Source organism: Streptomyces sp. NPDC002537, assembly GCF_053594975.1.
The window spans coordinates 1-25,617 of sequence record NZ_JBSFWT010000097.1; the positions used below are offsets into that span (position 1 = coordinate 1).

General features: G+C 68.6%; 20 protein-coding genes and 2 pseudogenes. 6 read left to right on the forward strand and 16 right to left on the reverse strand.

The annotated features are described in order from the left end of the window. Positions 1-307: 307 nt before the first annotated feature. The 5 genes from ACWD4A_RS30420 to ACWD4A_RS30440 all read right to left on the reverse strand — a co-directional run bounded on the left by ACWD4A_RS30420 (position 308) and on the right by ACWD4A_RS30440 (position 5,437). Positions 308-2,437: a tyrosine-type recombinase/integrase gene (locus ACWD4A_RS30420; protein WP_451198838.1), complete on the reverse strand. Its 2,130-nt coding sequence runs from the start codon at positions 2,435-2,437 to the stop codon at positions 308-310. A 197-nt stretch (positions 2,438-2,634) separates the two neighbouring features. Continuing rightward, a complete protein-coding gene (locus ACWD4A_RS30425) occupies positions 2,635-3,684 on the reverse strand; it encodes a tyrosine-type recombinase/integrase (protein ID WP_451198881.1) in 1,050 nt (349 codons plus the stop codon). After that, a complete protein-coding gene (locus tag ACWD4A_RS30430) occupies positions 3,566-3,982 on the reverse strand; it encodes a transposase (RefSeq protein WP_451198839.1) in 417 nt (138 codons plus the stop codon). Before ACWD4A_RS30430 ends, ACWD4A_RS30425 begins: the two co-directional genes overlap by 119 nt. A 43-nt stretch (positions 3,983-4,025) precedes the next feature. Next, complete coding sequence (locus ACWD4A_RS30435) at positions 4,026-4,433, reverse strand: hypothetical protein (protein ID WP_451198840.1); 408 nt, start codon at positions 4,431-4,433, stop codon at positions 4,026-4,028. A gap of 2 nt (positions 4,434-4,435) precedes the next feature. Then, complete coding sequence (locus ACWD4A_RS30440) at positions 4,436-5,437, reverse strand: DUF6192 family protein (RefSeq protein ID WP_451198842.1); 1,002 nt, start codon at positions 5,435-5,437, stop codon at positions 4,436-4,438. 569 nt (positions 5,438-6,006) lie between these two features. Between ACWD4A_RS30440 and ACWD4A_RS30445 the strand changes: the two are divergent. Together ACWD4A_RS30445 and ACWD4A_RS30450 are read left to right on the forward strand one after the other, a co-directional pair. After that, positions 6,007-6,489, forward strand: a pseudogene (locus ACWD4A_RS30445) (transposase); the annotation flags it as partial. A gap of 24 nt (positions 6,490-6,513) precedes the next feature. Beyond that, positions 6,514-7,101, forward strand: a pseudogene (locus ACWD4A_RS30450) (IS3 family transposase); the annotation flags it as partial. Positions 7,102-7,483: 382 nt separating this feature from the next. On the opposite strand, the gene ACWD4A_RS30455 reads toward ACWD4A_RS30450, so the two are convergent. Together ACWD4A_RS30455 and ACWD4A_RS30460 are read right to left on the reverse strand one after the other, a co-directional pair. Next, positions 7,484-7,858 (reverse strand): hypothetical protein, encoded by a 375-nt coding sequence (locus tag ACWD4A_RS30455; protein ID WP_451198844.1) that lies wholly within the window; start codon positions 7,856-7,858, stop codon positions 7,484-7,486. A 115-nt stretch (positions 7,859-7,973) separates the two neighbouring features. After that, positions 7,974-8,900, reverse strand: a complete 927-nt coding sequence (locus tag ACWD4A_RS30460; protein ID WP_451198847.1) for an alpha/beta hydrolase — start codon at positions 8,898-8,900, stop codon at positions 7,974-7,976. Positions 8,901-9,506: 606 nt separating this feature from the next. On the opposite strand from ACWD4A_RS30460, the gene ACWD4A_RS30465 reads away from it, so the two are divergent. Next, positions 9,507-11,174, forward strand: coding sequence for a hypothetical protein (locus tag ACWD4A_RS30465; RefSeq protein WP_451198849.1), 1,668 nt, complete (start codon positions 9,507-9,509; stop codon positions 11,172-11,174). Between the two features lie 162 nt (positions 11,175-11,336). Here the strand turns inward: ACWD4A_RS30465 and ACWD4A_RS30470 are convergent, their stop codons facing one another. The 9 genes from ACWD4A_RS30470 to ACWD4A_RS30510 all read right to left on the reverse strand — a co-directional run bounded on the left by ACWD4A_RS30470 (position 11,337) and on the right by ACWD4A_RS30510 (position 21,778). Continuing rightward, entirely contained in the window at positions 11,337-13,184 is a 1,848-nt protein-coding gene (locus tag ACWD4A_RS30470) for a hypothetical protein (RefSeq protein WP_451198851.1), read from the reverse strand. 822 nt (positions 13,185-14,006) lie between these two features. Next, positions 14,007-14,402, reverse strand: coding sequence for a Rid family hydrolase (locus tag ACWD4A_RS30475; protein WP_451198853.1), 396 nt, complete (start codon positions 14,400-14,402; stop codon positions 14,007-14,009). Positions 14,403-15,022: 620 nt separating this feature from the next. Then, on the reverse strand, positions 15,023-15,994 hold the full coding sequence (locus ACWD4A_RS30480) for an ABC transporter substrate-binding protein (RefSeq protein ID WP_451198855.1): 972 nt from the start codon (positions 15,992-15,994) through the stop codon (positions 15,023-15,025). A gap of 87 nt (positions 15,995-16,081) precedes the next feature. Beyond that, a complete protein-coding gene (locus tag ACWD4A_RS30485) occupies positions 16,082-16,957 on the reverse strand; it encodes an ABC transporter permease (RefSeq protein ID WP_451198857.1) in 876 nt (291 codons plus the stop codon). After that, positions 16,954-17,733, reverse strand: coding sequence for an ABC transporter ATP-binding protein (locus ACWD4A_RS30490; protein WP_451198859.1), 780 nt, complete (start codon positions 17,731-17,733; stop codon positions 16,954-16,956). Before ACWD4A_RS30490 ends, ACWD4A_RS30485 begins: the two co-directional genes overlap by 4 nt. A gap of 274 nt (positions 17,734-18,007) precedes the next feature. Continuing rightward, positions 18,008-19,213 carry an ABC transporter permease gene (locus tag ACWD4A_RS30495; protein WP_451198861.1) on the reverse strand — a complete coding sequence of 402 codons (1,206 nt, stop codon included), beginning with the start codon at positions 19,211-19,213 and terminating at the stop codon, positions 18,008-18,010. After that, the gene (locus ACWD4A_RS30500; RefSeq protein WP_451198863.1) at positions 19,210-20,013 is read right to left on the reverse strand and encodes an ABC transporter ATP-binding protein; all 804 of its coding nucleotides are present in this window, start codon (positions 20,011-20,013) and stop codon (positions 19,210-19,212) included. Before ACWD4A_RS30500 ends, ACWD4A_RS30495 begins: the two co-directional genes overlap by 4 nt. Continuing rightward, on the reverse strand, positions 20,010-21,218 hold the full coding sequence (locus ACWD4A_RS30505) for a peptidoglycan-binding protein (RefSeq protein ID WP_451198866.1): 1,209 nt from the start codon (positions 21,216-21,218) through the stop codon (positions 20,010-20,012). Before ACWD4A_RS30505 ends, ACWD4A_RS30500 begins: the two co-directional genes overlap by 4 nt. Further along, positions 21,215-21,778 (reverse strand): hypothetical protein, encoded by a 564-nt coding sequence (locus ACWD4A_RS30510; protein WP_451198869.1) that lies wholly within the window; start codon positions 21,776-21,778, stop codon positions 21,215-21,217. Before ACWD4A_RS30510 ends, ACWD4A_RS30505 begins: the two co-directional genes overlap by 4 nt. Before the next feature lie 166 nt (positions 21,779-21,944). Here ACWD4A_RS30510 and ACWD4A_RS30515 point away from each other — a divergent pair, with 166 nt between their 5' ends. The 3 genes from ACWD4A_RS30515 to ACWD4A_RS30525 all read left to right on the forward strand — a co-directional run. After that, positions 21,945-22,598, forward strand: coding sequence for a response regulator transcription factor (locus ACWD4A_RS30515; protein ID WP_451198872.1), 654 nt, complete (start codon positions 21,945-21,947; stop codon positions 22,596-22,598). Positions 22,599-22,639: 41 nt separating this feature from the next. Continuing rightward, the gene (locus ACWD4A_RS30520; RefSeq protein WP_451198875.1) at positions 22,640-23,845 is read left to right on the forward strand and encodes a sensor histidine kinase; all 1,206 of its coding nucleotides are present in this window, start codon (positions 22,640-22,642) and stop codon (positions 23,843-23,845) included. Between the two features lie 19 nt (positions 23,846-23,864). Beyond that, positions 23,865-25,617: ISAzo13 family transposase (locus ACWD4A_RS30525; RefSeq protein WP_451198878.1), on the forward strand; the 1,753-nt coding region annotated here is incomplete at its 3' end.

Here is a 25,617-nt window from a genome sequence, read left to right on the forward strand (position 1 = left end):
CCTGCAGATATCACGGCCTCCGCCGCTGCCACCCTGCCCTCATCCAGCGCGGATGCACTGGACCCGGCATAACTGATGACCCCAGATAATTTGCGGGATCGAATCCCCGGGTCGCTTTGCTCACCGTGGATGCGCCTTTGACCGATTGTGAATCGACGATCAGCGTGACCGGATAGGGGCATCGCCCCAGGCCAGTACGGAGACGACGGCGGAGCTGGTCACGGATGTGGGTAAACACTCCGCGGCGGTTCCATCGCCAGAAAAACCCGTAAACCGTTTCCCACGGCGTTCTGTGGAATCAGATTTGTCAAGAACCTCCCGTCTTGCCCTGCCGGACGTCGACGATCGGCAGCAATGTTGCAGTCGCGGGAACACCGATCTGGCGAGGTGTCGGCCCGGCGGGGGTGGGGACGTCGGTGAGCCGATCCAGGAGTTGCTCCAGGGCGGCTTGTCCGTCGTCGACCGCGGCGCGTTCGTCGTCCGTCAGCGGGATGCTGGCCAGCATCTTCTGCAAGTTCTCCTTCGCTTCCAGCAGCTGGCCCTTGCTTGAGTCCTTCGAGGTGTAGAAGTCGCAGCGTGCGCAGGCCATGCGGTGCTGGCACTGCTCGAAGAAGGTGTAGGTGCACCAGCCGTGGCCGAGGTCGAAGTACTGCCAGGGCTCGCCGCTGGCGGCGGCGCCGGAGGCGACCGCGTCGCGGTCGACGAGGACTTCGATGGTGCGCACGTTCCTCGCGAAGTAGCCAGCGTCGTTGTAGGCCCTGGCCAGCGTGTTCGGGGTGATCTTGGCGTAGTGCGAGGTCGCCTCGGGGGTCCGGTGCCCCAGCCATTCCTGCAGCTCGAAGAGCGTCATCGGCTCCTTTGCGTTGTAGAGCTGGCTGGCGATGGTGGACCGGGCCCGGTGGCTGGTGATGTTGCCGCGGACGTCGGCGGTGGGGACGCCGGCCTTGCGGCAGAGCATCGGGATGATCGCCGTGTTGATGTAGTGCTTGGCGACCCGGCGGGCGCGGTGGGCGAACAGGAAGTCGGCGTCCTCGTTGGTCTTGCGGTCGAGCATCGGTGGCTGGGTCGGCCTGACGGCCTGCCATGCCTCGATGGCCTGGCCCAGGAGTGGGTCGACGGGCTTGGTGAACGCGGTGCCGGTCTTGTGGGTCGGCACGTCCAGCAGGCAGACGGCGTCGCGGGCGAGGACCTCGCCGGAATCACCGGGAATGGGAAGGCCGTCGTGCTGCCAGCGGATGCAGCCCACCCTCAACCGGGCGATCTCGTCACTGCGTTGACCGGCGAACAGCCAGGTCAGCGTGATGGCCCGGATCAACTCGACCGGATAGGTGCGACCGTCCGCGGTCGGAAGGTCGCCGGGCTCGACGTTCAGGCCCGCCCACAGAAGCTTGGCCCAGATGTCATCGGCGATCACCCGTGGGTCCGGCCCCATCAGCGCGCGAACGCTTCGAGGGGTTCTCAGGGCATGAGCCGGGTCGAACCTTCGCGGGATCAGTTCCCATTCGTGCAGGTCACGGAAGAACGTGCGGGGCACTTTGAGATAGCCGGACTTCGTCTGCGGCGTGAGCGGCTTCCCCAGACGGTCCTGCGAGCGCATGCCGTGAGTCCACTGGGAGAAGTCGCCGACGGCCATCCGGTCCACGGCCGCGACCCAGGACGCGCACGTCTGACGGGTCCACTGGCCGGGCTCGGTGATCTCGGGGTGCTCGGAGGCCAACCAGCGGCCGATCTTCGCGAGCACGCTGCGGTAGCTTTGGCGGATCTTCGGAGTCAGCGTCGATGTCGCGTACCAGTGCTCAACCGACGCAGCCCACGGGGCTGGAACTCCCTCCATTGCGGCAGGCCCGGCCTCATGTCCCGACGGCGGCGGGTCCGCGTGGCCCAGTGCCGCGACCGCCCGGTGGAGGCCGTAGAAGTCCTTGCCCCACTGCCCACTCATCGTCGGGTGAAGACGCAGTGCGGCCAGGGCCTCGGTGGACAGATCCTTCAGCAGCGGACTGCGGTTCAGCAGCAGCATCTGGCAGATCACCGCAGCCAGCTTGTCGGCGTCACGGCGATAGCCCCAGTCGGCCAGCACCTTGCATATCCGCTGGACGGCATCGTCGACGAGATCGGCGCCGAAGACCCGACGGGCCAGGGTCGGCCGCATGAAACGACCGAGCAGGTCGAAGGCGGTGAACTCGCCGAGCAGGTAGGCGTAGATGAGCACGAAGGGCCGGGCGTTGGGGCCGATCTGGCCGCCCCATGAGCGCCGGAAGTCGGCGCCGCTGGCGTTGATCAGGTCGACCCAGTCGTCCGCTGACCAGCCCCAGAAGGCTCGGCGGAGCTCGCCGCAGCGGATCAGCACCAGCCCGGCCGTGTCGCGCGCGAACCGCCGCTGGTGACGGTCGTTAGGCGGCCAGTGCAGACCGGTGAGAGTGTCTGCCAACGGTCTCACCAGCCGGGCCGCAGGCCGAAGCGGCACCGAGTCGAGCCTGAGGCCGTCGCGCCGGAGCTGATCGATGTTGAGTGTCCGCAGTGCTTCCGCCTCAGCCTCGGTGAGCAGGCCGCGACGGTCATAGTGGGCAAGGTCGACGGCTGCTGACCAGGTAGGAGTGCTTGTCGGCCGTGTGGCTGCCGTACTCGGTTGTGGAGTCACTCGGCAACCGCCGCGGTATGGGCGGCGCGGGTGAGCATGTCCACGCGCCAGGAGTGAATCTGCTGCATGCCCCGGTTCAGCTTCTCGGCCAGGTCGCGGCCGGAGAGGTGGATGTAGGTCAGTGTCGACTCGGTGCTGCGGTGTCCGGCAAAAGAGGCGATGGCGTGCAGTTCCCAGCCCATCCTGGCCAGGTCCGTCAAGCACAGGTGGCGTGTGGTGTGCGTCGAGAAGCGCGGCAGATCGGCGGCGAGACCAACGCGCCGAATCACCTTCGACCAGGTCCAAAGGGTCAGCAGCTGGCCGTAGTTGCGGCGCGACTCGGACAAGAACAGCGGCCCTCGGGCCCGGCTGATCGTGGCCCGATGCGTGAGATAGCCAGACAGCAGAACCCCGGTCGACGCCGAGTAGGGGACGACGCGCTCGCGCCGGGTCTTGGTCGTCTCGGCCCGAATCCGCAGGGTCCGGTGGGCAGGGTCGAGGTCATCAGTCCGCAGCGAGCACAGTTCCTCGCGCCGCAGGGCCGCGTCGTAGGCGAGAGCGAGCATGACGCGGTTGCGTACGGGTTCCTCACGCGCGACGTCCAGCAGGTCGAGCCATTGCTGTTCGCTCGGGATCCACGGCAGCTTCGTCAGGCGAGGCACCAGCCCTCGCTGGTGCCTGCCGAAATTCCGGCCGGGGGTGTAGCGGCCGCGGCCGACCGGGTTGGACTCCCGCAGACCCTCCTCGATGAGGTAGTCGTAGAACAGCCGCACCGGCACCAGACGTTGCTGCAGCGTCGCGTTCGCCAAGCCGGCCCCGGAGTCCAAGACGACGACATTACCTCCCCGACGGCCCGGCCGCGTTGCCAGCTCCTTCACGAACGCCGCCACGTGCAGACGCTTCGCGGAGATCGGGTCGATTCCATCGCGCTCGCAGACCAGCAGGTACTCAGCCAGTCCCCGCGCGTACGCATCGATCGTCCGGGGTGCCCGCCCCAGATCCGTCCATATTCGCAGCCACTCGACTGCCCGCTCGTGCCGGCCAAGGACCGGCCACTTCTCCTCCAACACCACCGCGCTGCCCAACGGATCTCCTCAGTACGTGGGGACGCCGCAGGATACGAGCCGCATCCCGCGGCGTGTGATTCCACGTAACTAATAGGAAGTCGGAAGGCAGAGCCCTCCACTTGGCGCCGTTGTCGACGGTATAGCGGATGGCATCGACGATCTGGCGCCGGGGCAACTTCTCGGGGTGCCCGCCGGTCTTGGTCTGGCAGGCCGGGACGGGCAGGAGCGGTTCGAGAAGGGCCCACTCGGCAACCGTGGTGTCGGATGGGTAGCAACGACGGCGGGCAGACTTCGGCATGGCAGGACTTACCGGGTCAGGGGGCCGACAAGGATGGCCAGCGCTACTTCGCGAGCTGGGCGAGGGTCGCGCGAACCCCGGTGAGCTGGGCGACGGCCAGGCGGGCCCATTCGTCCTCGGGGCAGCGGGACAGGTGTGGGTCGAGCGTCCCCGTGATCACCCGGGGCAGTCGGCCGAGGAGCATGCGGAACTGCTTCTTCTCGTACTCGATCCAGTCCGCGGGCTCATCCGAGAACATGTAGCCGTCCTTGCGGCACCAGATGATCGGAGTCAGGTGCTCGGCCGCACCGACGTCACGCAGGTGCTCGATGCCGCGCGCGACCCTCGACGGCGTCAGGCAAGTGGCGGCGACCAGCTGGCGAGAGTGGAGTCCTACAGGACGGGCTTCCAGCAGGGCTGCCCGGACCAGGTCGCCGTAGTGCTCGGCGACAGGCCGGGCCAGGCCGGCCACGGCTACTCGCCCTTGAGGAGCTGGACCAACTGCTCGTCCAGGGTGAAGGTTCCCCGGTCCATCGCCGCCTCCAGCCAGTCCGCCGCCGTACGGACCTTCGTGATGCCGCGGCGCACGTGATCGCGCTCGTCGTCGGTGAACTCCTGGCCCCGCAGCCGGGGGACGAGCCGGCCCAGGGTGGCCACGAACTGGTGGCACGACCCGACCAGGTCCAGGTACTCGATGGTGTGCTCGATCTTGCGGACAGCCTGGACGCGCTCGCGGATCCGCTCCCGGGCCTGCTCGGAGTTGTCGAACTGGGCGCGGTTGACGACCATCCTGGCGGTGTCGTCCCGCATCGCCTCCCGGGCCACCGACGGACGCCGCAACAGGTCCCGTGTCACCTCCTGGGCGACTGTCTCGTCCCGGGTCAGCTCGGCCACCACCCGCAGTTTCTGGTCCGGGGCGACCTGCCCGGCCACCGTCGGCCGCCGCAGCAAGTCAGCAGCCACCTGTGTGGCAACCTCCTCGTCCTTCGTCAGGTCGGTCACGGCAGCGACCTTCTCCTCGACCGTCACCGGCCGGTCCACCCGCTGCCCCACCAGCCGCTTCGCCGCATCCGGCGTCCACTGGCGCCGACCGGTGCGCTGGTTGAACGGCACGTCGTCGATCGACGCCCACCGCTCGCCGTCGTCCTGGATCGAGGCCAGGACACGGTGAACGGTGAAGGACACATCCTCCCGGCGCCTTCCAGCAGGCCAGCGGCTGGCCGTCCACCGCCAGTCCTCGACCGTGGACCGGGAGGCTCCCACCTCATCCGCGAACCACTGAAGCGATTCCTCGACGGTGAACAGGTCGTCCACCCCGTTGGGCATCGAACCGCCCACCGACCGCATCGGCTCGATCTCCAACGCGATGTCGCCGAGCCGGAACTGAGCCCGGGTGACCTGCCTGACCAGCTCTTTCGCCTCGGTAACCAACTGCTCGAAACGCTCCAGTGTGACGTTCCCGATCCGCTCCGACACGGGGACCACCACCTCGCCCCGGCGCCCGGGCCCACCACCGGCCATGGTGAGACAATCGGATTACCCGGCACCGGTTCCCGGCCAGAGTGCGCGCACGCGTCATCGCGAGCCAGAGGTGCAAACACCCGCGCTCGAAGCACTCCACCGGCGCCCGCCAAGCCCGTGCAAAACGGGTGAGACAGCAGGGGCCAACACGGGGTTCGCCTATAGCGTTTCCGTAACGCTGTTCCGCGACGCCTGCCGCGCACGGCAGGCCCTCACCCGGCACCGCGGCGAGCAGTACACGGCCGACCGGCTCCGCTCGACGCCTACGGTCCAGCACCGGCCGCACACCGGGCACTCCGCCGACTCGCCGACCTTCATCGCGATCACCCGCTCGCGGGTCCGCCGAAGCCTCCGCCACCGCCGCGACCTGCACGCTGACGAACAGAACACCGCCTCCGCCGCCATCGTCACCGGCAACGGATCACCGCACTCCCGACAATACCGCCGGACCGTCCCACCAGCCCCCACCCTCCAGATCATCCAGCCGTACGCGCCTCACAGCCAGCGTTCAAAAACACTCACTGACGGTCAGCGGACGCCGCTCGGGACGCCTGTCGGTGGCCGGACTGATTGCCATGCGGCCCGGCTCGCGCACCCGGCTGTGCCACCGGTTGATCTCCCACCCGGCGGGCAAAGGCAAGCGCCGCAGCATGGGCGAGCGCGACTTCATCGCACTGATCGACGGCGCCCACCAGCTCGTCAAGGCGCCGATCGTGGTGGTCTGGGACCGGCTGAACACCCATGTCTCCCGCAGGATACGGAAGTTGATCGACGAACGGGAGTGGCTGACGGTGTTCCTGCTGCCCGCCTACTCACCCGACCTGAACCCGGTCGAGTGGGTATGGGCGCACGTCAAACGCAGTCTGGCCAACCTCGCCGTCGTCGCCCTCGACCGTCTGGAGGCGCTCGTCCGCAACCGGCTCAAACGCCTCCAGTACCGGCCCGGCACCCTCAACGGCTTCATCGCCGGAACCGGCCTCGCCCTCGACACCCCAATGCCACCCTGACGAGCCGAAGTCAGTACCCGTCGCAAGCGCCGTGGCCTGACCCGGCGGGAGAAGAAGGCCGTGCCCGCTCCGGATCTCGTCGGCCGCGACTTCACCGCCGGCACACCCGGGGAAAAACCCGTCGGCGACATCACATATATCGCGACCGCGGAGGGCTGGCTATATCTGGCGACCTGGCTGGACCTGGCCACCCGCGAGGTGACCGGCTACTCGATGGCCGATCACCACCGCGCCACTCTCGTGGCCGACGCGCTGAAGATGGCCGTCGGACGCGGCCGGCTGAAGCCCGGGTGCATCGCGCATTCGGATCGCGGCAGCGAATACACCTCCAGCGAACTCCGCCGCAAAATACGCGAGTTGCAGCTGAGGCAAAGCATGGGGAGAACCGGTTCCTGTTACGATAACGCCGCGGCGGAGAGCTTCTTCGCCGTACTGAAAGAAGAGATCGGCACCCGCTTCTGGCCCGACCGGGCCACCGCGAGAGCCGAGATTTTCACTTTCATCGAGACCTTCTACAACCGTCGGCGTCTGCGCAAGCACCCACAGTGGGGCTATGTCACCCCGCTCGAAGCACGGCAGCGCCACGAACAAGGTCACACCCTCGCAGCGTAAACATCGAGTGTCCGAAATCGCGGGGGAACTTCACCACCCACACCCGCTCGGCCCGCAACACCCCAGCCATACAGGAAAGATGCACGCTCACCGGGTTGCGGAACACGCTTTAGCCAGCCAGGCCGTTTCTTCTCCTGATTGACCAGTTGAGGCGTGCCGGAGTGCTCGGCACCCAATCCCTCAGTGTGGAGTTTCTGCAGTCTCCTGGAGGACGCAGCCCCGTAGCTTCCCGGTGCGCTCCAGCGGCAAAATCGGCACAATTAAACTTCCGCAGTGAGTACTCTTTTCCCACGACAGACTTGTAGATGTGTTCGACGAGTTTCGGCACCCGCGGTGGAAAAATCATGAATTCCCGTGAAGAATTTGGCTCGTACCTGCCGCCCTATTCCTTTGGTCGCTGGGCAGTGTTCTCCCGATACAGTCCCCCGGTTCCGTGATACCCGAGGGTAATGAGCTCACGGCCATCCTTGCCAATAACACTGATCGCGCAGTGCCCCCACTCATAATCAGAGATATTGACCGAGATCTGCATTTTAGCCTTCTCGTGACACTCTACCTCTTGTTGGAGAATCATCAAGAATTCAGACACATTACCCCATACCGCATCCTTCAGTCCGCGAGGCTTCTGTGCGTTAGCCCACGCCGCAAGTTGGCACTTGAGCGTGTCCGGTGCCGCAAAACGACGCACAGGCTGGCGCCCCTGCCGAGCGCTCCCGCGCGCAAAGGGCGATGCCGCCAGCTTCTTCGGTTCAAACATTTCAAACCCCTCTGTCGAGTTGCTCCAGATATTCAATTGAGTTGACAACACAAGGCAGCAATGCTGTTTTCGGGTACCAACCCCTCCTCCCCCGAACGTAGGGTCAGGGGCGTCCTCACGCGGCCGGGCGTACGCGTTTGGAGGCCCAGGGGGACAGGCTAAGTTCCAGGTGTGTTCGTCCGTTCTGTCGGGCCACGTCGTGTGTCCTGCCCATCACGACGCGGGAGATGTTCTGCAGGGATTCGCTGTCGGTGTCGTAGTAGTGCTGGTGTTCCGCCATCATGTTCTGGCCGGGTGCGATCTTGTGGTCAGCCCGGAAGCGGATACCGCCAAAGGAACGGTGTGCCGGGTCGGTGCCGAATGCCTGGATGTAGGTCACCGGGTCCCGGTTGGAGGCTCCGACGAACACGTTCGAGGAGCCGATGTTGAGGGCTTCGGCGTGCCGGACGCTGGCCCCGGGGCTGCCCAGCAGGATGACGGCGTCGGCGAGACCGCCCTGCTCCAAGGAGGCCGCGAGGCCCGTGGTGGCGCTTCCGTAGCTGTGCCCGCTGAGGGTCAACCGGGGCTCCGCAGGCAATCCCTGCCGGTGCCGGGTGGGGCTTTCCCGCCAGCCTCTGCGCAGTTCCCCCACGTCACGCCGTAGTTGTCTGGCTCCTGCCTGGGCCAGTGTCCAGGTGGCGACCTTGGCCGAGTCCTTGCCCGCGGGGGCGTGGTAGCCCATCCAGGCCAGCACGGCGACGCGGGCGCCGGGGTGGTTGCGCAGGCACTCCTGGTGGAGATTGCGGGCGGCTTTCGCGACTTTGGGGAGCTTCTTGACCGAGTAGGTCATGCCGGGGACGACAACCGCGACGAAGTCCGCCGTCTCCAGGTCACCAACAGCCACAGCCGCCCGCCCAAAGTGGGAGAACGCCTGCGGGTTGTACGCCCACAGAGTGGCCTCATGACCGGAGTGCGCGATCGTCTCCAGCGATTCCCACACCCGTTCGGCGTTCGACCTGTCCGCCTCGTCACCCGAGGCCAGATCTTCCCGCAGATTGTTCATATTCGTACGGTGCAGGTAGTCGAAGGCACCAACGCGCGCCCCGCTCCGACCCGCCGGACGTGGCCAGCCAGAGCTGGCAGCAGCGCTCCCGTCCTGACCGTGACGCCGGGCACGCCGCATCGCGCCCTGACGTCGTAGCCGCGACGGCGCGGGCTCGACGGTCAAAGGGCTGCGATCCGTTTGAGCAACTCGACGAGATATCAGTTCACTTGCTGTGGACACCCAACCACTCCCTGGGCTGTCGTATCTGCCCCGGGGTCTCCGCCGACGGGGTCACGTAAAGGCTGACGGACAGCCCCTGTCCGGTTCCAGTCCGAAAGGTAACCAGTCAACCTGAACCCGGTAAGTGTCATCGTTCAGCCCTCCGGCGACGCCCTGTTCACTGAGATCGTCGTGCTCACTGGCAGCGAAGACCGTTGGGACTCACGTGAGGTCAGGCATACGCCCTTGTCCCCCGAATGTTCATGGCCCCCGACCGGTGACGACGCCCCGCGGCAGCGACGGCGGCTGTATCTGGGGCACAGGCGGCAGGGCAGCGGCGCCCCCGAGCCTTACTTTGTCGACGCGGTCATGCTGGCGCCAGGAATCGCCTGTACCGAAGAGCCGTTGGAGTCGGTGACAGGCAGTGGGGCGCAGCGGTACTGGCAGCGTCGGCACGACGGCAAGCCGGACACCTGGCTGACCACCAGGGCCTTGAGTCAGAGTGTGCTGCCGACCGCCGAGGCCCTGCGCAGGGCACGACGACGGGACAAAGAGCGCAGGCCTGCTGGCGGACTGTCCTTCACCGGATACGCCGGACAACTGCTGGATCAGCTGGAGCAGGCACCCAGCGGCAGAGCACTCACGGCCGCGGTACCGAAACTGCTGCCAGTACCGGCAGCGCTCAAACCGAAGGTGCCTTTCACCACGCAGGTGACCGGGCGGGCCGACGACGGCGGGTTCCAGGAGCTTGACCCATCCGGCAGCTCGCCCAGGCCCGCCGCGGACATCCGGGTGCTGATCGCCAACGTGGGCCGCGACCTGCGCGCGATGACCGTGACACCGCTGGACGTGGACGCCGCGCAAGACGGCCGCGGCAGCTGCGCCGTCGTCGGCCTGCCGTACGCCACCGTCCTGCAGCTGGGCGGTGTGACGGACTCCTTCCTGTGGAGCCCGGTAGTAATGCTGGCGAGCCTGCTGTGCCATGCCACACACATGCTGGCGGGGGCATACGACACCTCCCCCGTTGTCGTGCCACGGACCTTGACCCCAGGCGCCTTCGGCACCTACGCGACCACGCGCAGCGCCGCCATCGCCCTCGGCGACAAGGCAGCGCTGCGGCACGCGGTACTGGGGGCTGCGGGTGTCTCTTTCCTTCACGCGGGCGATTTCATCCAGCTGCCGGCCTTCGCGGCGGCCTCGCGAACCGCCCGCGCCTACCGCGACACACTGCCCGCCGGGGCGGCCGATCTGGCACAGGCGTACGACGACGCCGCGGTGACCCGTAACACGGTGTGGCGGTTCAACGAGACGGCGGTCGCCCGGGAGCTCGGCTACAAGCCGCGCAAGAGTCATGAGCAGTCCGGCCAGCGGGACTATTCACAGCGCGCCCTGCTCGTCGAGCCGAAGGAACTGCTGGCGGACAAGAACCTCGTCGACAGCCCATACTCGGCGTGGCTGAAAGGCAAGGTAGGCACGCCGCAGACGTTCTCAAGGTTGAAAGACTCGTGGGAGCGGGGCTGGGAGGCCGTGATGTATCTGGACCACCTCTTCGCACCCGCCAAAGCAGCCGTGAACACTCTGGCGGGCGGAATCGTGCCGGGTGTGGTGGTGAATCCGGCGAAGAGCATGTACCGGCTCGCCAACGCCGGGCGCATGGCGCACTACTACGCCACCGCAGCAAAGCCGACCCCCGTCGGCAAGTCACCGCTGCGCGCCGCCCAAGAGGCGATCAATCGCCTGCCGGTCCGCTACGACACATATACACAGAACGTCGACACGGCCTCCGTCGACCGGCTGCTGCAGGCCGTACAAGACGCCGGTGATATGCAGGTGTCTACTGAAGGCGGGCGCTTGCCGGGCTCCATGCGCGAGCGGCGCCCGCGGGCACTGGGCGAGGTTGTCGGCTGGGCCACGAGGAAGATAGCGGTACCAGCCGCGCTGGAGACGGCCCCGTATGCCAAGACGGTCGCCACCAGCTGGCGCATCGCCACACCACACATAGTGGCGGCGTTGCCGCGCGCCCGGCGGAACGCCATGCGCTGCTGGAGCAAAGGAGTGATCCAGCAGACCTGATCCCATCGGTCAGTGGTGCCTTCGCGGGAATTCCTGTAGACCGATTCCTCGATCACCCGAAGCTTGGAGGCCCTTGGACCTCACCGCGGGTGTGCTGAGGCATCGTGCGCTGACCGTCTCACAGGGGCTGTGTTCCATGGCAGGTCTGTGGAGGTCACGTGGTTACTTGCCGTCGGCGGGACGGGGAGCGCAGCGTGGGAACAGCTGCTGCATCCGTTCTGTTTGTTCGTCCTGGTAGAGCTGCCAGTCGTGCTCGGCTCGGTCCCGGGCGGCGAGTTCGCGCGTGACTTCGCGTTCCACCAGGCGGCCCGCCTCCGCGCAACCGCGGTAGACCTCCGACCATGCGGCGTGTTTCTCCGCCGCTGCCGTGAATGTGGGCAGCAGGGCCAGCATCGTGCGGAGGTCCTCGGTACGCTCCGCGTCCAGACGGCTGGTGGTTCCCTTGACCAGATCGGCGCGCACGGCCGCGACGAAAACGGTGACGTGGTTCTCCTTGACGATCCCACCCATGTCGGCCCGGAACTCCTTGTCGGCCTCCGCCTGGCGGGCTGCGAGCTGCCGGGCCGCGTGGGGAGCTGCCGCGCGCTCGACACGGCCGGCGTACTCGGCTGAGTGCTGCAGGCCGTTCCATCGGAAGTACTGCTCAATGACGCCTACGCACTCCGCGACTTTTTCCTTGGCCTGGGTGAGTGCGGCTCGTCCTTCTTCGGTCCGCAGGAACTCCTGGTCCCGCAACAGGGTCTCGACACGGCGGCGATACATCTCCAGGGTGCGCACCATGGCCTGCCTGCGCCCTTCGAGGTAGTCGGGGCCGTGCTCCCGCACTGCCTTGAGCATCTCCTGGACGGCAGGAGCCTCGTCGATGCGGCGGATCACAACGGCGAGCGCCTCCCGGCCCGGTCCGACCTCTGCCCCTGTGCACTTGGACTCCAGAAAATTCCGCAGCCCGACCGGCCTGCCTCCGGACCCGTACGCCGGCTGCATCTCGCCACGGATCACCATCAGCCGGCCCATGCGCTCGACGTCTCCACCGCGTCGGGCAATCAGCTCCTCGGCAGCCGCGATGCGAGTGGTGCCCTTCCTTCCGTACGTGCGTCCCGCCCGGAACAGGCCCGTGAGGCCCTTCTGCTTGGCCCGCTCGGTCTCCGCTTCTTCCCGGCGTATGGCAGACAGATACGCTTCGGCGCCGCCGACCTGGGCCGCCTGTACCACCTCCAGGTGCTCGGCGACCGCGGCGCGCCGCTGGTCGGCCTGTGCCTGCGGTGCCGGGTCAGAGACCAGGCTGCTCAGCAGTCCGGTCAGCTCACGTTCCTCCAGGCCCCACAGCCCGGCTTCAAAGGCGGCGGCTGCGGCCTGCCGTTCAGCCTCGGCCTCGCGCAGGCGGGCTTGCCGGGCTTCTTCCAGCGCCTGCACCTTGTCCGCCTTGTCCTTGATCAGCCACGCCTCGACTGCGTTGGTGACCGCCGTGACCTTTCTGGCGCGCTCCGTGCTGTCAGCGGGGCGCAGCGGATCGCGCAAGACGATTTCCGTCGTCCCCGGGGCTGCTTTGAGCAGCCGGTGGGCCTCCGCAACTGCCTCGGGCTCGAAGCGCCCGAGATCGGGGATGCCGCCGTCGGCGTCCCCAGCGGTGTCGGTGACCGGTTTCGCCTTCAGGTACGCCTTCTCGTCAGGGCTGAAGAGGCGGGTGCGTGCGGCTGCGGTCTCGAGGTTGTGCGCATGGTGGAGGTCCTGACTCACCTCGCGTTTGCGGAGGACGCGGCGTCTGCGAGTGCTGCTGGTATGCGTCAGGTGCGGGAAGCGTTCGAGGAGGGTTTTCGCGGCGGCCCGCTGGGCGGCTTTCTGGCGGAGCTCCTCGGCGTAGGCCTCGGCGGCGGCCCGGAAGGCATCGAGATCCTCCCATTGAGCGGCCACGTCCAGTAGCCGACCTTGCCGCAACTGTGCCTCGGGCAGGATACCGGCGAGAAGCTGCGAGCCGAGGGCCAGCATCAGACCGCAGGCGCGGGCGTCCATATGGACCTGTTCAGTACCCCACTGTTCCTCGGCAACCCGGCGAAGAACTCTACGGTCTTGGAGGCCCGCCACGGAGAGTGCAGGGGGCTGGGCGCATTCCCGTGTGGAGCGGTTCTGCGCCAGGGAGGTCACCGTCTGAAAAGGCACGAGTCCTGCCGCGGGCCTGCCGCCTTGGAGTGAGGAACGAGCCTCTTGGGCGGGAACGGGAAACGCCGGTGCGGCGGCTGGCCGCGTGGCATTCGGCCATACGACAGCCGACCGGGACGCAACGGGTGACTTCTTCGACCGTGACAGTGGCTCGTGCGTCATGTGCGGTTCTGCCTTTCTCACCTGTGCCCTCTGTGAGGCCGGCTTGGCACAAGCAACTCCTTGAACCAGGCATCGCCGAGTGGGCCGGAAAGCTGTGCCGCCTGGCACCGGCCATAGGTGACGGCGCCCGCCTTGTACGGAGGCCATCCATACAGGCGTACGGGCCAGGCCGTCCGCGCCGGTGGACGCCCGGCAGCCGACGAACGCATCGCCAGCGCTACGCGGGCGCCCATGCGCACCACCACCGGGTAGAACACTCGCACCGAATCCCATGGCGCCGGAGGACCGAAGCATGACAGTGCCGTCACCGGAGGTTGACGGTCCACCCGGCACCTCCGGGTCGTCCGCCAAGGCAGGCACAAGTCGCTTGCTGATTCTCTATGTTCTCCCGTACGACGTCCCCATCTGTGGCTGCCGGTACCGGCGCTCGCAGACGGCTCCGGGGTGGCTCGGAGCACATTCCGTGATGACGATCAGCCAGCGGTGCCGCGGGTGGGATGAGGGCTTTCCGACTCAGCGCACCGCGACGGCCTCGATCTCGATGAGCATGTCGGGGTCGGACAGGGCACTGACCTCGGCCAGCAGGCTGGCCGGTCGGCAGTCGACCGCGGCGAGTTCGTCCATGAGAACTCCGTACTGGGCCTTGCATTCGGCCAGGTCGGTGGTGACGATGCGCACCTGCACGACGTCCGACATGGTCATCCCGCCTTCGGCGACGGTCTGCCCGAGCCGTCGCATGGCGAGCCTGATCTGACCCGCCATGTCCCCCTTGCAAGCGATCGTGCCGTCGTCGTCGCGAGCTTCATGCCCGGAAACGAAGAGCCAGCTTCGCGGATCGTCGACCCGGACCGCGCGGTTGTACATCAGCCTCTCGCCCGCCTTGCGTGGGCCGATCTCCGTAACGCCCATCTCTCCCCGCTCTCCCGTCCGGATTCCCGAGCGCCGTCTCCGGACCGTGCCGGACCTTCTTGAGCGCCCAGGGAACCACCAAGGTCAGTGCGTCTTCCGGACTCCCCAGCGACGGGCGTGTCGCCCGGGAGCCTCGTCGTCGCCTTCTGGTGTGACCTGCGATCAGCCGCGATGAGAGGGCGGCGCTTACGAACGAGACAGACACCGGTGTGCCCTCAGACGCTGCGCTTGAGGTCTTCGGATCGTTGGCCGTGTCTTCCCACAAGGCCGGGTTTCCTCTCATCGCGACGACCGACCTGCCGCCCTGCGCGGTTGCCGAAAACCGCCTCTGTGCTCACCCGGGATCGGCGAGGGCGGAATACGGTGGGCAACGCAACCGGCTTGGGCTCTGTACGCTTCTGACCGGAACGGCGCCTCGGGCGTATTTCCTGCCCTGAGCGGGTCTCCGGCTACTCAGCCCGCGAAGGCTCACTCATCTTGCCGACCGGGTATCAGGCTCCAGCCGCTACCCGTCGCCTGTCCGGGGTCTCGGCGGACCTGACCGACGGTCTGCCCGGTCGGCCATCGCAAGCGCGTCGGCCGCATCCGTGCCCGGCCGCAGTGCCCACTCCTGTTACGACTTACGACGCCTTGCCCTTCAGCAGGCCCGCGTCGCGGTACGCCTGCTGCTGTGCCGCCAGCTGGGCCTGGTCAGGAGCCAGCCGCGGGTCCCACTGGTACGGCGGGGTCTTGCGCAGCACGTCGAGTTTCTGGCCTGTGGCCTTCGCCAGGATGGTCAGGTTCTCGGTGGACGTGGCGCCCTGGCCTTGCAGGTCGGCGGCGCCCTTGCGCAGCGCGGTCAGGAACTTGTCCGCCGCGGGCTTGCCGGCGAAGGCGGTGCCGAAGACGACGCCGGTGGCGGTGGTGCCGCGTGGGGGGACGGCCAGCGGCTTGGCCACGCTGTGCTCCTCCATGGCCGTGGTGAACGGCGCGGGCGCCAGGGCCGCGTCGACGCTGCCGTTGGCAAGCGCGCTGCTCATGTCGGGGATCGGTACGTTGACGATCGTCACGTCCTTGAGAGCCAGGCCTGACGCGCGCAAAGTGGCGGCCAGCTGGTAGCCGCCCGCCGCTCCGGGGCCTCCGGCCACCGCGATCTTGTGGCCGCGGAGGTCGGCGGGCTTGTCGACGTCCTTGGAGTCGAGCAGCCGCTTCGCGACCTCCAGGGCCGTGGGCGAGGGCTGTTTTCCGGTCGAGGCGCCCATGGAGGCGACGACCTTCACCTTCAGTCCCTGGTCGATCCCGTTGAACAGCCCGGCGGAGAAACCGGCGACGACCGCGTCCACTTTCCCTGTCCCGGCCAGCGGCACGGCGTCCTGTCCGGCCTGCACCTTCTGCAGCTTGACGTTCAGGCCCTCTGCCTTGAAGTAGCCCTTGGCATCGGCGAGGTACAGGGGTGCGAAGAGCGTGGAGGGCACTTGAGCCACCGTCACGGTGGTGGTTCCGGCCGCCTTGTCGGACTTCTTGTCCGAACTGCTGCCTCCTTCCCCGCAGGCTGTGGCGAGCAGGGTGACTCCGGCCAGCAGAGCGAGCACGGGCAGGGGACGACAGCGCATGCGAGTCTTCCTTCTTTCGGAGCTGTTGCGGAGGGCTTTTGGGGATTTTGCGGAGGAGGGAAACGCCGGTACCGAAGGCAGCGGAACTCAGGAATGGGGTGTACTCGCCCGCAGCAGCACGCGCCAACGGCCGAACAGTGGCAGCCGGGTGGCCCGCCACGGTACGAGCCACCGCTCCGCGAGCGTCACGGCCGCGCCCAGCACCGCCCCGAGCAGGGCGACGGCCAGCAGGCCCACGTACATCCGGTCCGGCTGGAACAGCGTCCAGGAGTTCCAGATCAGGAAGCCCAGGCCACTTTCGGATGCCACCATCTCCACAGCTACCACGACCACGAAGCCCAGCCCGATCGCGGTGCGCAGGCCGGTCAGCATCGTCGGCAGGGCCCCGGGCAGCAGGACGTACCGGAGCAGTCGCGGCCCCGATGCCCCGTAGGAGCGGGCGGTCTCCAGCATGCGCGGATCGATCTGCCGTACTCCGGCCAGGGTGTTGATCTGCATCACGAAGAACACCGTGATGGCGACGGAGAGCACCTTGGGTGTTTCCGTGAGCCCGAAGACGAGCAGCAGCAACGGCAGGGTGGCGGTCTTCGGTACGCAGTAGAGGGCGGCGAAGAGCGGTCCGAGTGCGGCGCGGACGGTCCGCGAGATTCCCATGGCGAACCCGGCCACGGACCCGGCCAGTGCGCCGAGGAGGTAGCCGGGTACCAGTCGGCCCAGGGTGGCCGTCACGTGCTCGCCCAGTTCGCCGTCGGCCGCCATCGAGGTCAGTCGTCCGACGATGCGGGTGGGCGGCGGGAAGAGCAGCGCGTCGATCAGGCCCGTGCGGGCAGCGGCCTCCCATCCGGCGAGCAGCAGCAGTGGCAGCGTGACGGCCGGTACCGCGTACCGGACGGCGTCCTTGCGTGCCTGGACGACGGCGGAGCGCACGGCTTGCTCGCGGGTGGTCCGAACCACGGTGCTCATCGCTCTCCCCCGGTGGTGAGCTCGCCGGGGTGGTGCGCTCGCAATGCCTGGCGCACCCGGGCGCGCAGACGGGCGAAGGCCGTCGTGTCCTGGAGAGCGGAGGCACGCGGGCGGAGGAACGGAACGGTGAAGGTGTCCGTGATCCGTCCGGGGCGGTCGGACATCACCAGCACCCGGTCGCCCAGCAGCAGTGCCTCGTCGATCGAGTGCGTCACCAGGACGACCGTCTTGTGCTCCTCTTCCCACAGCCGCAGCAGGTGTTCCTGCATCAGGAGCCGGTTCTGCGGGTCCAGCGCGCCGAACGGTTCGTCCATCAGCAGCGCCGGGCGGCCGGACGCGAACGCCCGGGCCAGGGCGAGTCGCTGCCGCATCCCGCCCGAGAGGCGGTCGGGGTAGCCGTCGGCGAATTCCGACAGGCCCACGCGGGCCAGCCAGTGGTCCGCCACCGCGTTGGACGGTTTCTTGCCCATGCCTGACATGCGTAGTCCGAAGGCCGCGTTCGCCCGCACCGTGAGCCATGGCAGTACGCCGCAGTCCTGGAAGACGAAGGCGGCCGGCGGTACGGACGACAGCCCGGGTCCCGGCCGCACTTCCCCGGCGGATGGTGTGTCGAGGCCGCCGAGGACGCGCAGCAACGTCGACTTTCCGCATCCGGAGGGCCCGACGACACAGACGAATTCTCCGTCTGCCACCGACAGCGACACGTGGTCCAGAGCCTGGAGGACCGTCCCCTCAGGAGAGACGAAATATCGGTCTATTCCCTCTGCGGACAGCACTGGTCGATGGTCTTTTCGGGCTGGGGCATTCACCTGGGCAAGCTATCCACGAGGCGCTGGCCGGGACAGTCCTCTTCAGTTGACAAGCCCGTCAGAAATCAGGGTCTGGTAGGCCGATGGTTGTCATCATGTGCCTCGGTGTGCGGGCGGCACCGCCATTGATGTCCTGGCGGCCGGTATCGGTCCGGCGTGGGCGGTGGTGGCCGCGCCTCAGTGGTCGTCCCGACGGCCTTGCCCTCGCCGGACTCACACTCCGCACATGTCCGCGGCGGTCTCATGCTCCGCGCAGGGCGGTGGTGGGGGGCATGTGGGCGGCGCGCAGGGCGGGGTAGATGCCTGCGGCGGTGGCGACGAGCACGGCGGTGAGAGGGCCTGCGGCGAGGGTGTAGAGAGGGACGCTCGCGGGCCAGCTCTGGGCAGCGGCGTAGGTGTACACCGTGAGGGCGCCGCCGGCGGCTCCGGCGAGTCCTCCGCCGAGTCCCAGCAGGACGGCCTCGATGAGGAACTGGGTGGCGACCTGTCCGCTGCGGGCGCCCAGGGCCCGGCGCAGGCCGATCTCGCCGCGGCGTTCCATGACGCCGACGACCATGGTGTTGGCGATGCCGACGCCGCCGACGAGGAGGGCGACCGCGGCGAGTGTGAGGACCAGGCCGGTCATGGTGTCCTGGGTCTCGGTGCGGGCCTTGAGGAGGTCGGAGGGGCGGGTGACGGCGACGTCGGTGGGGTGGGCGGGGTTGGCGGTGGCTCCGGCCACGGACTGCACGGCGCCGACCCGTTCCGGGTTGGCTTGTACGTATACGGCGGAGGCGGTTCCGTCGGCACCCAGGTGAGCGGTGGCCTGAGGCCAGCCGACGAAGGCGGAGGTGTCCAGGTCGGGGATGAGTTCGTTGGGTTCCAGGATGCCGATGACGGCGTACCACTGGCCGCCGAGCCAGACCTTCCGGCCGGGTGTGCTGATGCCGAGGCGGTCGGCGGCCTGATCGCCGAGCACGGTGACCGGGAGGTGCTGACTGGCGGTGTCCAGCCAGCGGCCGGAGCGCAGTCGGGCGTGCAGGACGTCCGGGAGGTTGAGCCGGGCCGCCTCGACGGCGATGCTGCCGTTCTGCTCCGTGGGCACCAGGTCGCTGCGGTAGACGTGGGCGGTGGTGTCGCCGGTCGCGGTGACCTGCTGGACGGGGGCGATGTTGGCGAGCATCTTCTCGGCCTCGGGGGGCAGGGGCACCGTCCTCTGGTCGGTGTCCTTGCCGGGGCCCACAGTGATCACATTCGAGCCGAGCCGGTCCAGGCGTTCCAGGAGATGGGCCTGGTTGGAGGAGGAGATCCCGGTGACCGCGACGGCGGCGGCGATGCCGAGCGAGATGCCGAGCGCCGACAGGACCGAGCGTAGGCGGCGGGTGCGCGGGCCGAGCAGGCCCAGGCGCAGCAGGTCGGCGGGGCTCAGCCGGGTGGGGCGCGGTGTGGTGGTACTACGGCGCTTCAACGGGACGCCTCCTCAGGGGCGTTGGCCCCGTCAGGGGCGTCGCTCCCGCCGGATTCCGGGCGCCCTGGAGACGTACGGGTCTCGTCGAAGGCGATACAGCCGTCCTGGATGCCGACGCGCCGGGGGAAGGAGGCGGCCAGGTCACGGTCGTGGGTGATGACCATCACGGTGGTACCCGCCGCGTTCAAGTGGCGCAGCAGATCGACGACGGCGGCTCCGGAGGCGGTGTCCAGGGCTCCGGTCGGCTCGTCGGCGAGCAGCAGGGCGGGGCGGCCGACGAGGGCGCGGGCGATGGCGACCCGCTGCTGTTCGCCGCCGGAGAGCTGGCTGGGGTGGTGGTCGAGCCGGTGGCCGAGGCCGACCTCGTGCAGTGCCTCGATGGCGCGTGAGCGGCGCAGCGAGGGGCTGGTGCCGCTGTAGAGAAGGCCGGTGGCGACGTTCTCGACGGTGGTGAGGCCGGGCAGCAGGAAGAACTGCTGGAAGACGAAGCCGATGCGGTGGGCGCGCAGGGCGGCCACTTCCGGCTCCGTGAGGGCGGTCAGGTCGTCGCCCTCGAAGAGGAGTTGGCCGTCGGTGGGCCGGTCGAGGGAGCCGAGCAGGGCGAGCAGGGTGGATTTGCCGGAGCCGGACGGGCCGACGACGGCGACGAGCTCGCCCGGTGTCACGGTCAGGTCGATGTCGTGCAGGATGCGCAAGGGGGGCGTTCCGGGATGCTTGCCGGGATATTCCTTGACGATGCCACGCAGTTCCAGGACCGGTGGCACACATGTCTTGTCGGGTGCGTCGAAGAGTGTGCTCATGACGGGATCACCACCTGGTCGCCGGCCTTGATCTCGCCGGTGATCTGGGCCTTGGCGTTGGCGACGAGTCCGAGCTGGACGTGGACGAGCCGGGTCCGGCCGCCGCTGACCGCCTGGACGCCGTAGCCGCCGCCGTCCAGCGCGAGCAAGGCGGTGACGGGGACGACGAGAGCGTCGTCGACGCTCTGGCCGGTGACGGTCACGGTCACCGAGGACGGGCCTGCCTTCGCCGCCTGCTTCTGGCTGTCGAGGGCGATGGTCACCGTCGTCTTGCTCGTGCCGCCACCACCGCTTCCGCCTCCTCCGCCGCTGTCGCCGCCACCGCCGTTGCCCTGCTGGTTGCCCGAGCCGCCCAGGTTCAGGGTGCGGATGGTACCGGGGACCTGGGTGCTGTCGGCCAGCCGGACGGTCACCTTGCCACCGGGCTGGAACTGGGAGACCTGGTCGTCGGACGGCTGGAGCTGGGCCACCAGGTCGGTGCCGGTGACCTTGAGCACCGCCGAGGCGCCGACGGCCGCGCCCAGCCTGGCGGGGACCTGCTGCACCCGTACCGTCGCCGAGGGCAGGGCCACGGCCGAGCCGAGCGTGACCTTGCCGGTCTGCTTGAGCCCGGCGGCCTTCTGCCAGCGCTTGACCGCGGTGACGGTCGACTTCGTGAACTTCTCGTCGACACTCAGCCCGAGCCCGTCCGCGTAGCCGAGGTCGACGAGGTTGCGCTTGAGCTCCCGTACGTCCTCGCCGTCGGACACGCCCTCGGCGAGGTCGCGCCAGAAGGGGCGGTCGCCGGTGAACAGGACGACGGGGACGCCGTCGACCTCGTACAGCCGCTGCCCGGCCTTGATCCGGTCGCCCTCCTTGGGGAGCGCGGTGAGGACGCCGTGTCCCTGGGCGACCACGTCGGTCGGGGTGCCGTAGGAGAGCTGTCCGGCCAGCTTCAGGCCGTCGGCGAGCGAGGTGCGCTGGACCTCGGCGGTGGTGTGGCGGACTGTCGGGTGCCCGCTCCGCGCGGGGCCGCCGTGCCAGGGCTGGAGGACGGCCAGGGTCCCCGCGGCCAGGGCGGCCACCAGGACCGCGGAGACGATTACGGGCTTGCGGCGGAGCCGGGTACGCCGCGGGCCGGTGGAGTCGGCGTCCTCGTCCTGCGTGGGGTCCTGCGCGGTCGGTTCGGTGTCGGTGGTCACATCGTTGTCGGTGGTCACGGTCACGACCCCACCTGGATGCCGGGGCCGGGAATCTTGGTACAGGCCTTCGCGGCCACACCGAACTTCGCCTTGTCCCACTTCTTGGGGTCGACCACGATCACGCCGGTCTTGGGGTTGGGGTCGGGGGCGTCCGGAAAGCCGTTCTCGCGCAGACAGGAGACGTACTTGCGTGCCTGGTCGACCATCTTCTGTTTGCCCTGCTCCCGGACCTGCTGCATGCCCGGCACCTTGGTGTTGCAGGTCTTCTCCGCCTGGTCGTAGGCACTGTTGTTGTCGGCGCCGCCGCTCTTGTCCGCGGCCCCCGCAGGGACCCGGATCTCACCATTGGGACCGATGGTCACTCCGGTCTGCCCTTCCTGGTGCATGCAGTCGACCCACTGCTGCCGGACGGCCCGCTGGTCCTTCGGCTTTCCGCTCGCGCCCGCTCCGCCGCCCCCGGCGACGTCGGGCGCCTTCTGCTCCGCCGAACAGCCGCTCACGGACACCACGGCCGCGACGGACAGCGCCGTCACCGTGCTCCACGTGGCCCAGACGGCCCTGGTGCCGTACCCCTTGAAACGCATGACACGCCCCTCCTGTGGTCTGCCGATCCGCTATGTCCGGACCGGTCACCTCAAGAAGTACGGGGCGGGCGGTGAGCCACCGGTGAGCATCCGGCTAACCCGTGGCTAACCCGCGCCAAGGCATCCTGGAGGGGACAGAGCAGGACATGAGGGGCCGGAGTGACGGATGCGCGTACTGATCGTCGAGGACGAGGCGGAGCTGGCGGCGATGCTCGCCGACGGCCTGAAGGGCGAGGGCATGGCGTGCGACATCGCCCCTGACGGGGCGCGCGCCCTGGAGATGACGGCCGCCAGGACATACGACGTCGTCATCCTGGACCGCGACCTGCCTCAGGTGAGTGGTGACACCGTGTGCCGCACCCTGAACGCCACCGGGTACCCGGCCCGCATCCTCATGCTCACCGCCGCGGGCACCCTCGCCGACCTCGTCGACGGGCTCGGCCACGGAGCCGACGACTACCTCGCCAAGCCCTTCTCCTACCTCGAACTCGTCGCCCGGCTAAGGGCATTGGGACGACGCGCGCCCGCCCCCGCCGCCACCGTCCTGACCCGGCGCGGCATCAGCCTGGACACCGTCCGGCGCACCGCCGAACGCGACGGCACCCCGCTCCGCCTCACCCCCCGCGAGCTGGGCGTCCTGGAGATCCTCCTCGCCGCCGACGGCGCTCCCGTGCACCCCGGCGAGCTCTTCGAGCGGCTGTGGGACTCCGCCCTCGACCCGAACACCTCCGCGGTCAAGGTCGCCGTCCACCAACTGCGGCGCAAGCTCGGCGACCCCCCGGTCATCGAGACCGACCCCGGCTTCGGATACCGCCTGTGAACCCGGCCTCCCCCGTGTCGCGCCCGCGCCGCGGTCCGACCTTGCGCACCCGGCTCACCTGCACGACAGTCGTCACCTTCATACTCCTCGGCAGCGGCCTGCTCCTGCTGGACTGGCTGAGCGTGCGCCAGTTGATCGCCATCAACCGTAATCTGCTCACGCCCGGCACCGCCCCGTCACCGGTACCCCGCACGCCCTCGACACCGGTGATCCCGTCCCCCGCGCCGACCGGTCCCGCCCAACCGCCGCCGGGCGCCGTCCGCTCCGAGGCCACTTCCGCCCACAGTTTCGAGGACTTCAAGCGCTCCGTCCTGACCGGTCTGTTCACCCACTCCCTCGTCCTGCTGGCCGTCTTCACCGTCCTGGCCGCCCTGCTCGCCTGGTGGTTCAGCCGCCGCTCCCTGCGCCGCCTCGGTCACGTCGCCGAGGCTGCCGCCCGCATCAACAACGGCAACCACCTGGGCGAACGGCTCGCCCTGACCGGCCCCCATGACGAGGTGGGCCGGCTCGGCGACACGATCGACGCGATGCTCGAACGCCTGGAGGCGAGCTTCACCGCCCAGCGCCGCTTCACCGCCCAGGCCTCCCACGAACTGCGCACCCCTCTCACCATCCAGCGCACCGCTCTGGAGATCCCCCTCTCCCAGGGCCGCGTCCCCGCCGACCTGCAACCCGCCCTGCGCACCGCACTCGATGCCACCACCCGCAGCGAGAACCTCCTCGCCTCCCTCCTCGCCCTGGCCCGCGGGGAAAGCGGCCTGGTCACCGCCCGCCCCACCGACCTCGCCGACACCGCCCGCACGGCCCTCGCCGACCTGCGCACGGAGATCACCGAACGCGACATCCACGTACGCACGCGACTGAACCCGGCACCCGTCACCGGCGATCCCGCGCTCCTCGCCCAACTCGCCCTCAACCTCCTCGCCAACGCCGTCCGCCACAACCACTCCGGCGGCCACGTCCACCTCACCACCGGCACGACACCATCCGGCGCCTGGATCGAGGTCACCAACACCGGCACACTCATCGACCCGGCCCAGATCCCCGCCCTCTTCGAACCGTTCCACCGCGCAGCGAGCCCCGGCACCAGGGGCGCCGGCCTCGGCCTGGCCGTCGTACGCGCCATCACCGACGCCCACCACGGCGAGGTGCGGGCCAGCCCCAACCCCGGGGGCGGTCTCATCGTCCGTGCCGAGCTCGCCTCGTCTCTTAGGGCTTGCAGAGAATCAACCTGTTGCTTCCCGTGATCCGGCTCGTTGGTGTGGTATGGGCATATCGCAGGAGACTCGTGATCAACTCGCCGTGAGATTCGTGGCGTTGTTCCCGCACCTGGACGAGCGTCAGCGCCGTCTGCTGATGGGGACCGAGGCCCGGATCCTGGGACACGGCGGGATCCGGGCCGTCGCGCAGGCGGCTGAGGTCAGCGAGACCACTGTCCGCAAGGGTGTCGACGAGCTGGAAGCGGGGACGGAGCCGCTGGGCCGGGTCCGCCGCCCCGGCGGCGGGCGCAAGAGGGCCGCCGAGGCGGATCCAGGACTGCGGCCCGCACTGTTGGCACTGGTCGAGCCGGACATGCGTGGGGATCCGATGTCGCCGTTGCGCTGGACGACGAAGTCGACGCGCAAACTCGCCGGCGAACTCACCCAGCAGGGTCACCGCGTCTCGGCGGACACTGTCGGCGACCTGTTGCGCGAGGAGGGCTTCAGCCTGCAGGCCAACGCCAAGACGATCGAGGGCACGCAACATCCCGACCGGGACGCCCAGTTCCGCTATATCAACGGACAAGCCCGCGCCCATCAGGACGCCGGAGAGCCGGTGATCAGCGTGGACACCAAGAAGAAGGAGCTGGTCGGCCAGTACAAGAACGGCGGCCGCGAGTGGGCGCCGACCGGCGAGCCCGTGCAGGTCAAGACACACGGCTTCCTGGACCGGCAGGGGCCGAGCAAGGCCATCCCGTACGGGGTCTACGATGTCGCCGCGAACACCGGCTGGGTCAGCGTCGGTACCGATCACGACACCGCCGCGTTCGCGGTCGCTGCGATCCGTCGCTGGTGGCAGGCGGTCGGCCGGCACGACTACCCGCAGGCCGCACGGTTGCTGATCACCGCGGACGCGGGCGGCTCCAACGGCTACCGCACTCGCGCCTGGAAGACTGAACTCGCCGCCCTGGCCGCCGAGACAGGCCTGGAGATCACCGTGTGCCACCTGCCGCCGGGGACTTCGAAGTGGAACAAGGTGGAGCACCGGCTGTTCTCCCATATCTCCATGAACTGGCGCGGCAGGCCGCTGACCAGCCACGAAGTCATCGTGAACAGCATCGCCGCGACCACCACCCACGCCGGGCTGAAAGTCCGGGCCGAACTCGACACGGGCACCTACGACACCGGCGTGAAGATCACCGATGTCGAGATCGACGCGTTGGCGATGAGCCGGCACCGCTTCCACGGCGACTGGAACTACACCCTCTGTCCCACCGAGCGCCGCCCCGCCCTCGGCCACGGAACGGGGCCGGAAGCCGTCGCCGCGATGACCGCCCGGCGGGACGGCGCCCCGGACGTTCCCGGAGCCTCCTCGCTCCGCGACCCGGAACTGACCGGCATGCCCGTCGCACAACTGGACACTCTGGTCAGCGTGTTGCTCCCGGCGCTGACACAGCGACGTGAGCAGATCCGCCTCGAACGCCGGGGCGGTCAGCGCCGACGGGCGCGAGGCGCGGGCGCCAAGGACGAGCTCTCCGACGAAGACCGGATCCTGGCCACCGTGCTCTGTCTCCGCAAGATCGGCACCCATGAACTGCTCGCCCAGTTCTTCGGTGTCACCGGAAGCACTCTCACGCAGGCTATCCAGGAAGTACGGCCCCTTCTCACCGAGCGCGGCCACACGATCGCACCGTCGACTGCAAGATTCCGCACCCCGACGGACGTACAAGCCGTTTCATTTGGTTGTGATCTTGCGGCAGTCTGGTCTGGTGACGAATCTGGTGGAGCGGTTGGTGCCGGACGGCCTGTGGGAGTTGTTC

Coding starts and splice junctions, on each gene's coding strand:
- ACWD4A_RS30430 (WP_451198839.1), bottom strand. CDS start 3,982: ATGCCGAAGTCTGCCCGCCGTCGTTGCTACCCATCCGACACCACGGTT.
- ACWD4A_RS30455 (WP_451198844.1), bottom strand. CDS start 7,858: ATGTTTGAACCGAAGAAGCTGGCGGCATCGCCCTTTGCGCGCGGGAGC.
- ACWD4A_RS30460 (WP_451198847.1), bottom strand. CDS start 8,900: ATGAACAATCTGCGGGAAGATCTGGCCTCGGGTGACGAGGCGGACAGG.
- ACWD4A_RS30470 (WP_451198851.1), bottom strand. CDS start 13,184: ATGGACGCCCGCGCCTGCGGTCTGATGCTGGCCCTCGGCTCGCAGCTT.
- ACWD4A_RS30475 (WP_451198853.1), bottom strand. CDS start 14,402: ATGGGCGTTACGGAGATCGGCCCACGCAAGGCGGGCGAGAGGCTGATG.
- ACWD4A_RS30480 (WP_451198855.1), bottom strand. CDS start 15,994: ATGCGCTGTCGTCCCCTGCCCGTGCTCGCTCTGCTGGCCGGAGTCACC.
- ACWD4A_RS30485 (WP_451198857.1), bottom strand. CDS start 16,957: ATGAGCACCGTGGTTCGGACCACCCGCGAGCAAGCCGTGCGCTCCGCC.
- ACWD4A_RS30500 (WP_451198863.1), bottom strand. CDS start 20,013: ATGAGCACACTCTTCGACGCACCCGACAAGACATGTGTGCCACCGGTC.
- ACWD4A_RS30510 (WP_451198869.1), bottom strand. CDS start 21,778: ATGCGTTTCAAGGGGTACGGCACCAGGGCCGTCTGGGCCACGTGGAGC.
- ACWD4A_RS30515 (WP_451198872.1), top strand. CDS start 21,945: ATGCGCGTACTGATCGTCGAGGACGAGGCGGAGCTGGCGGCGATGCTC.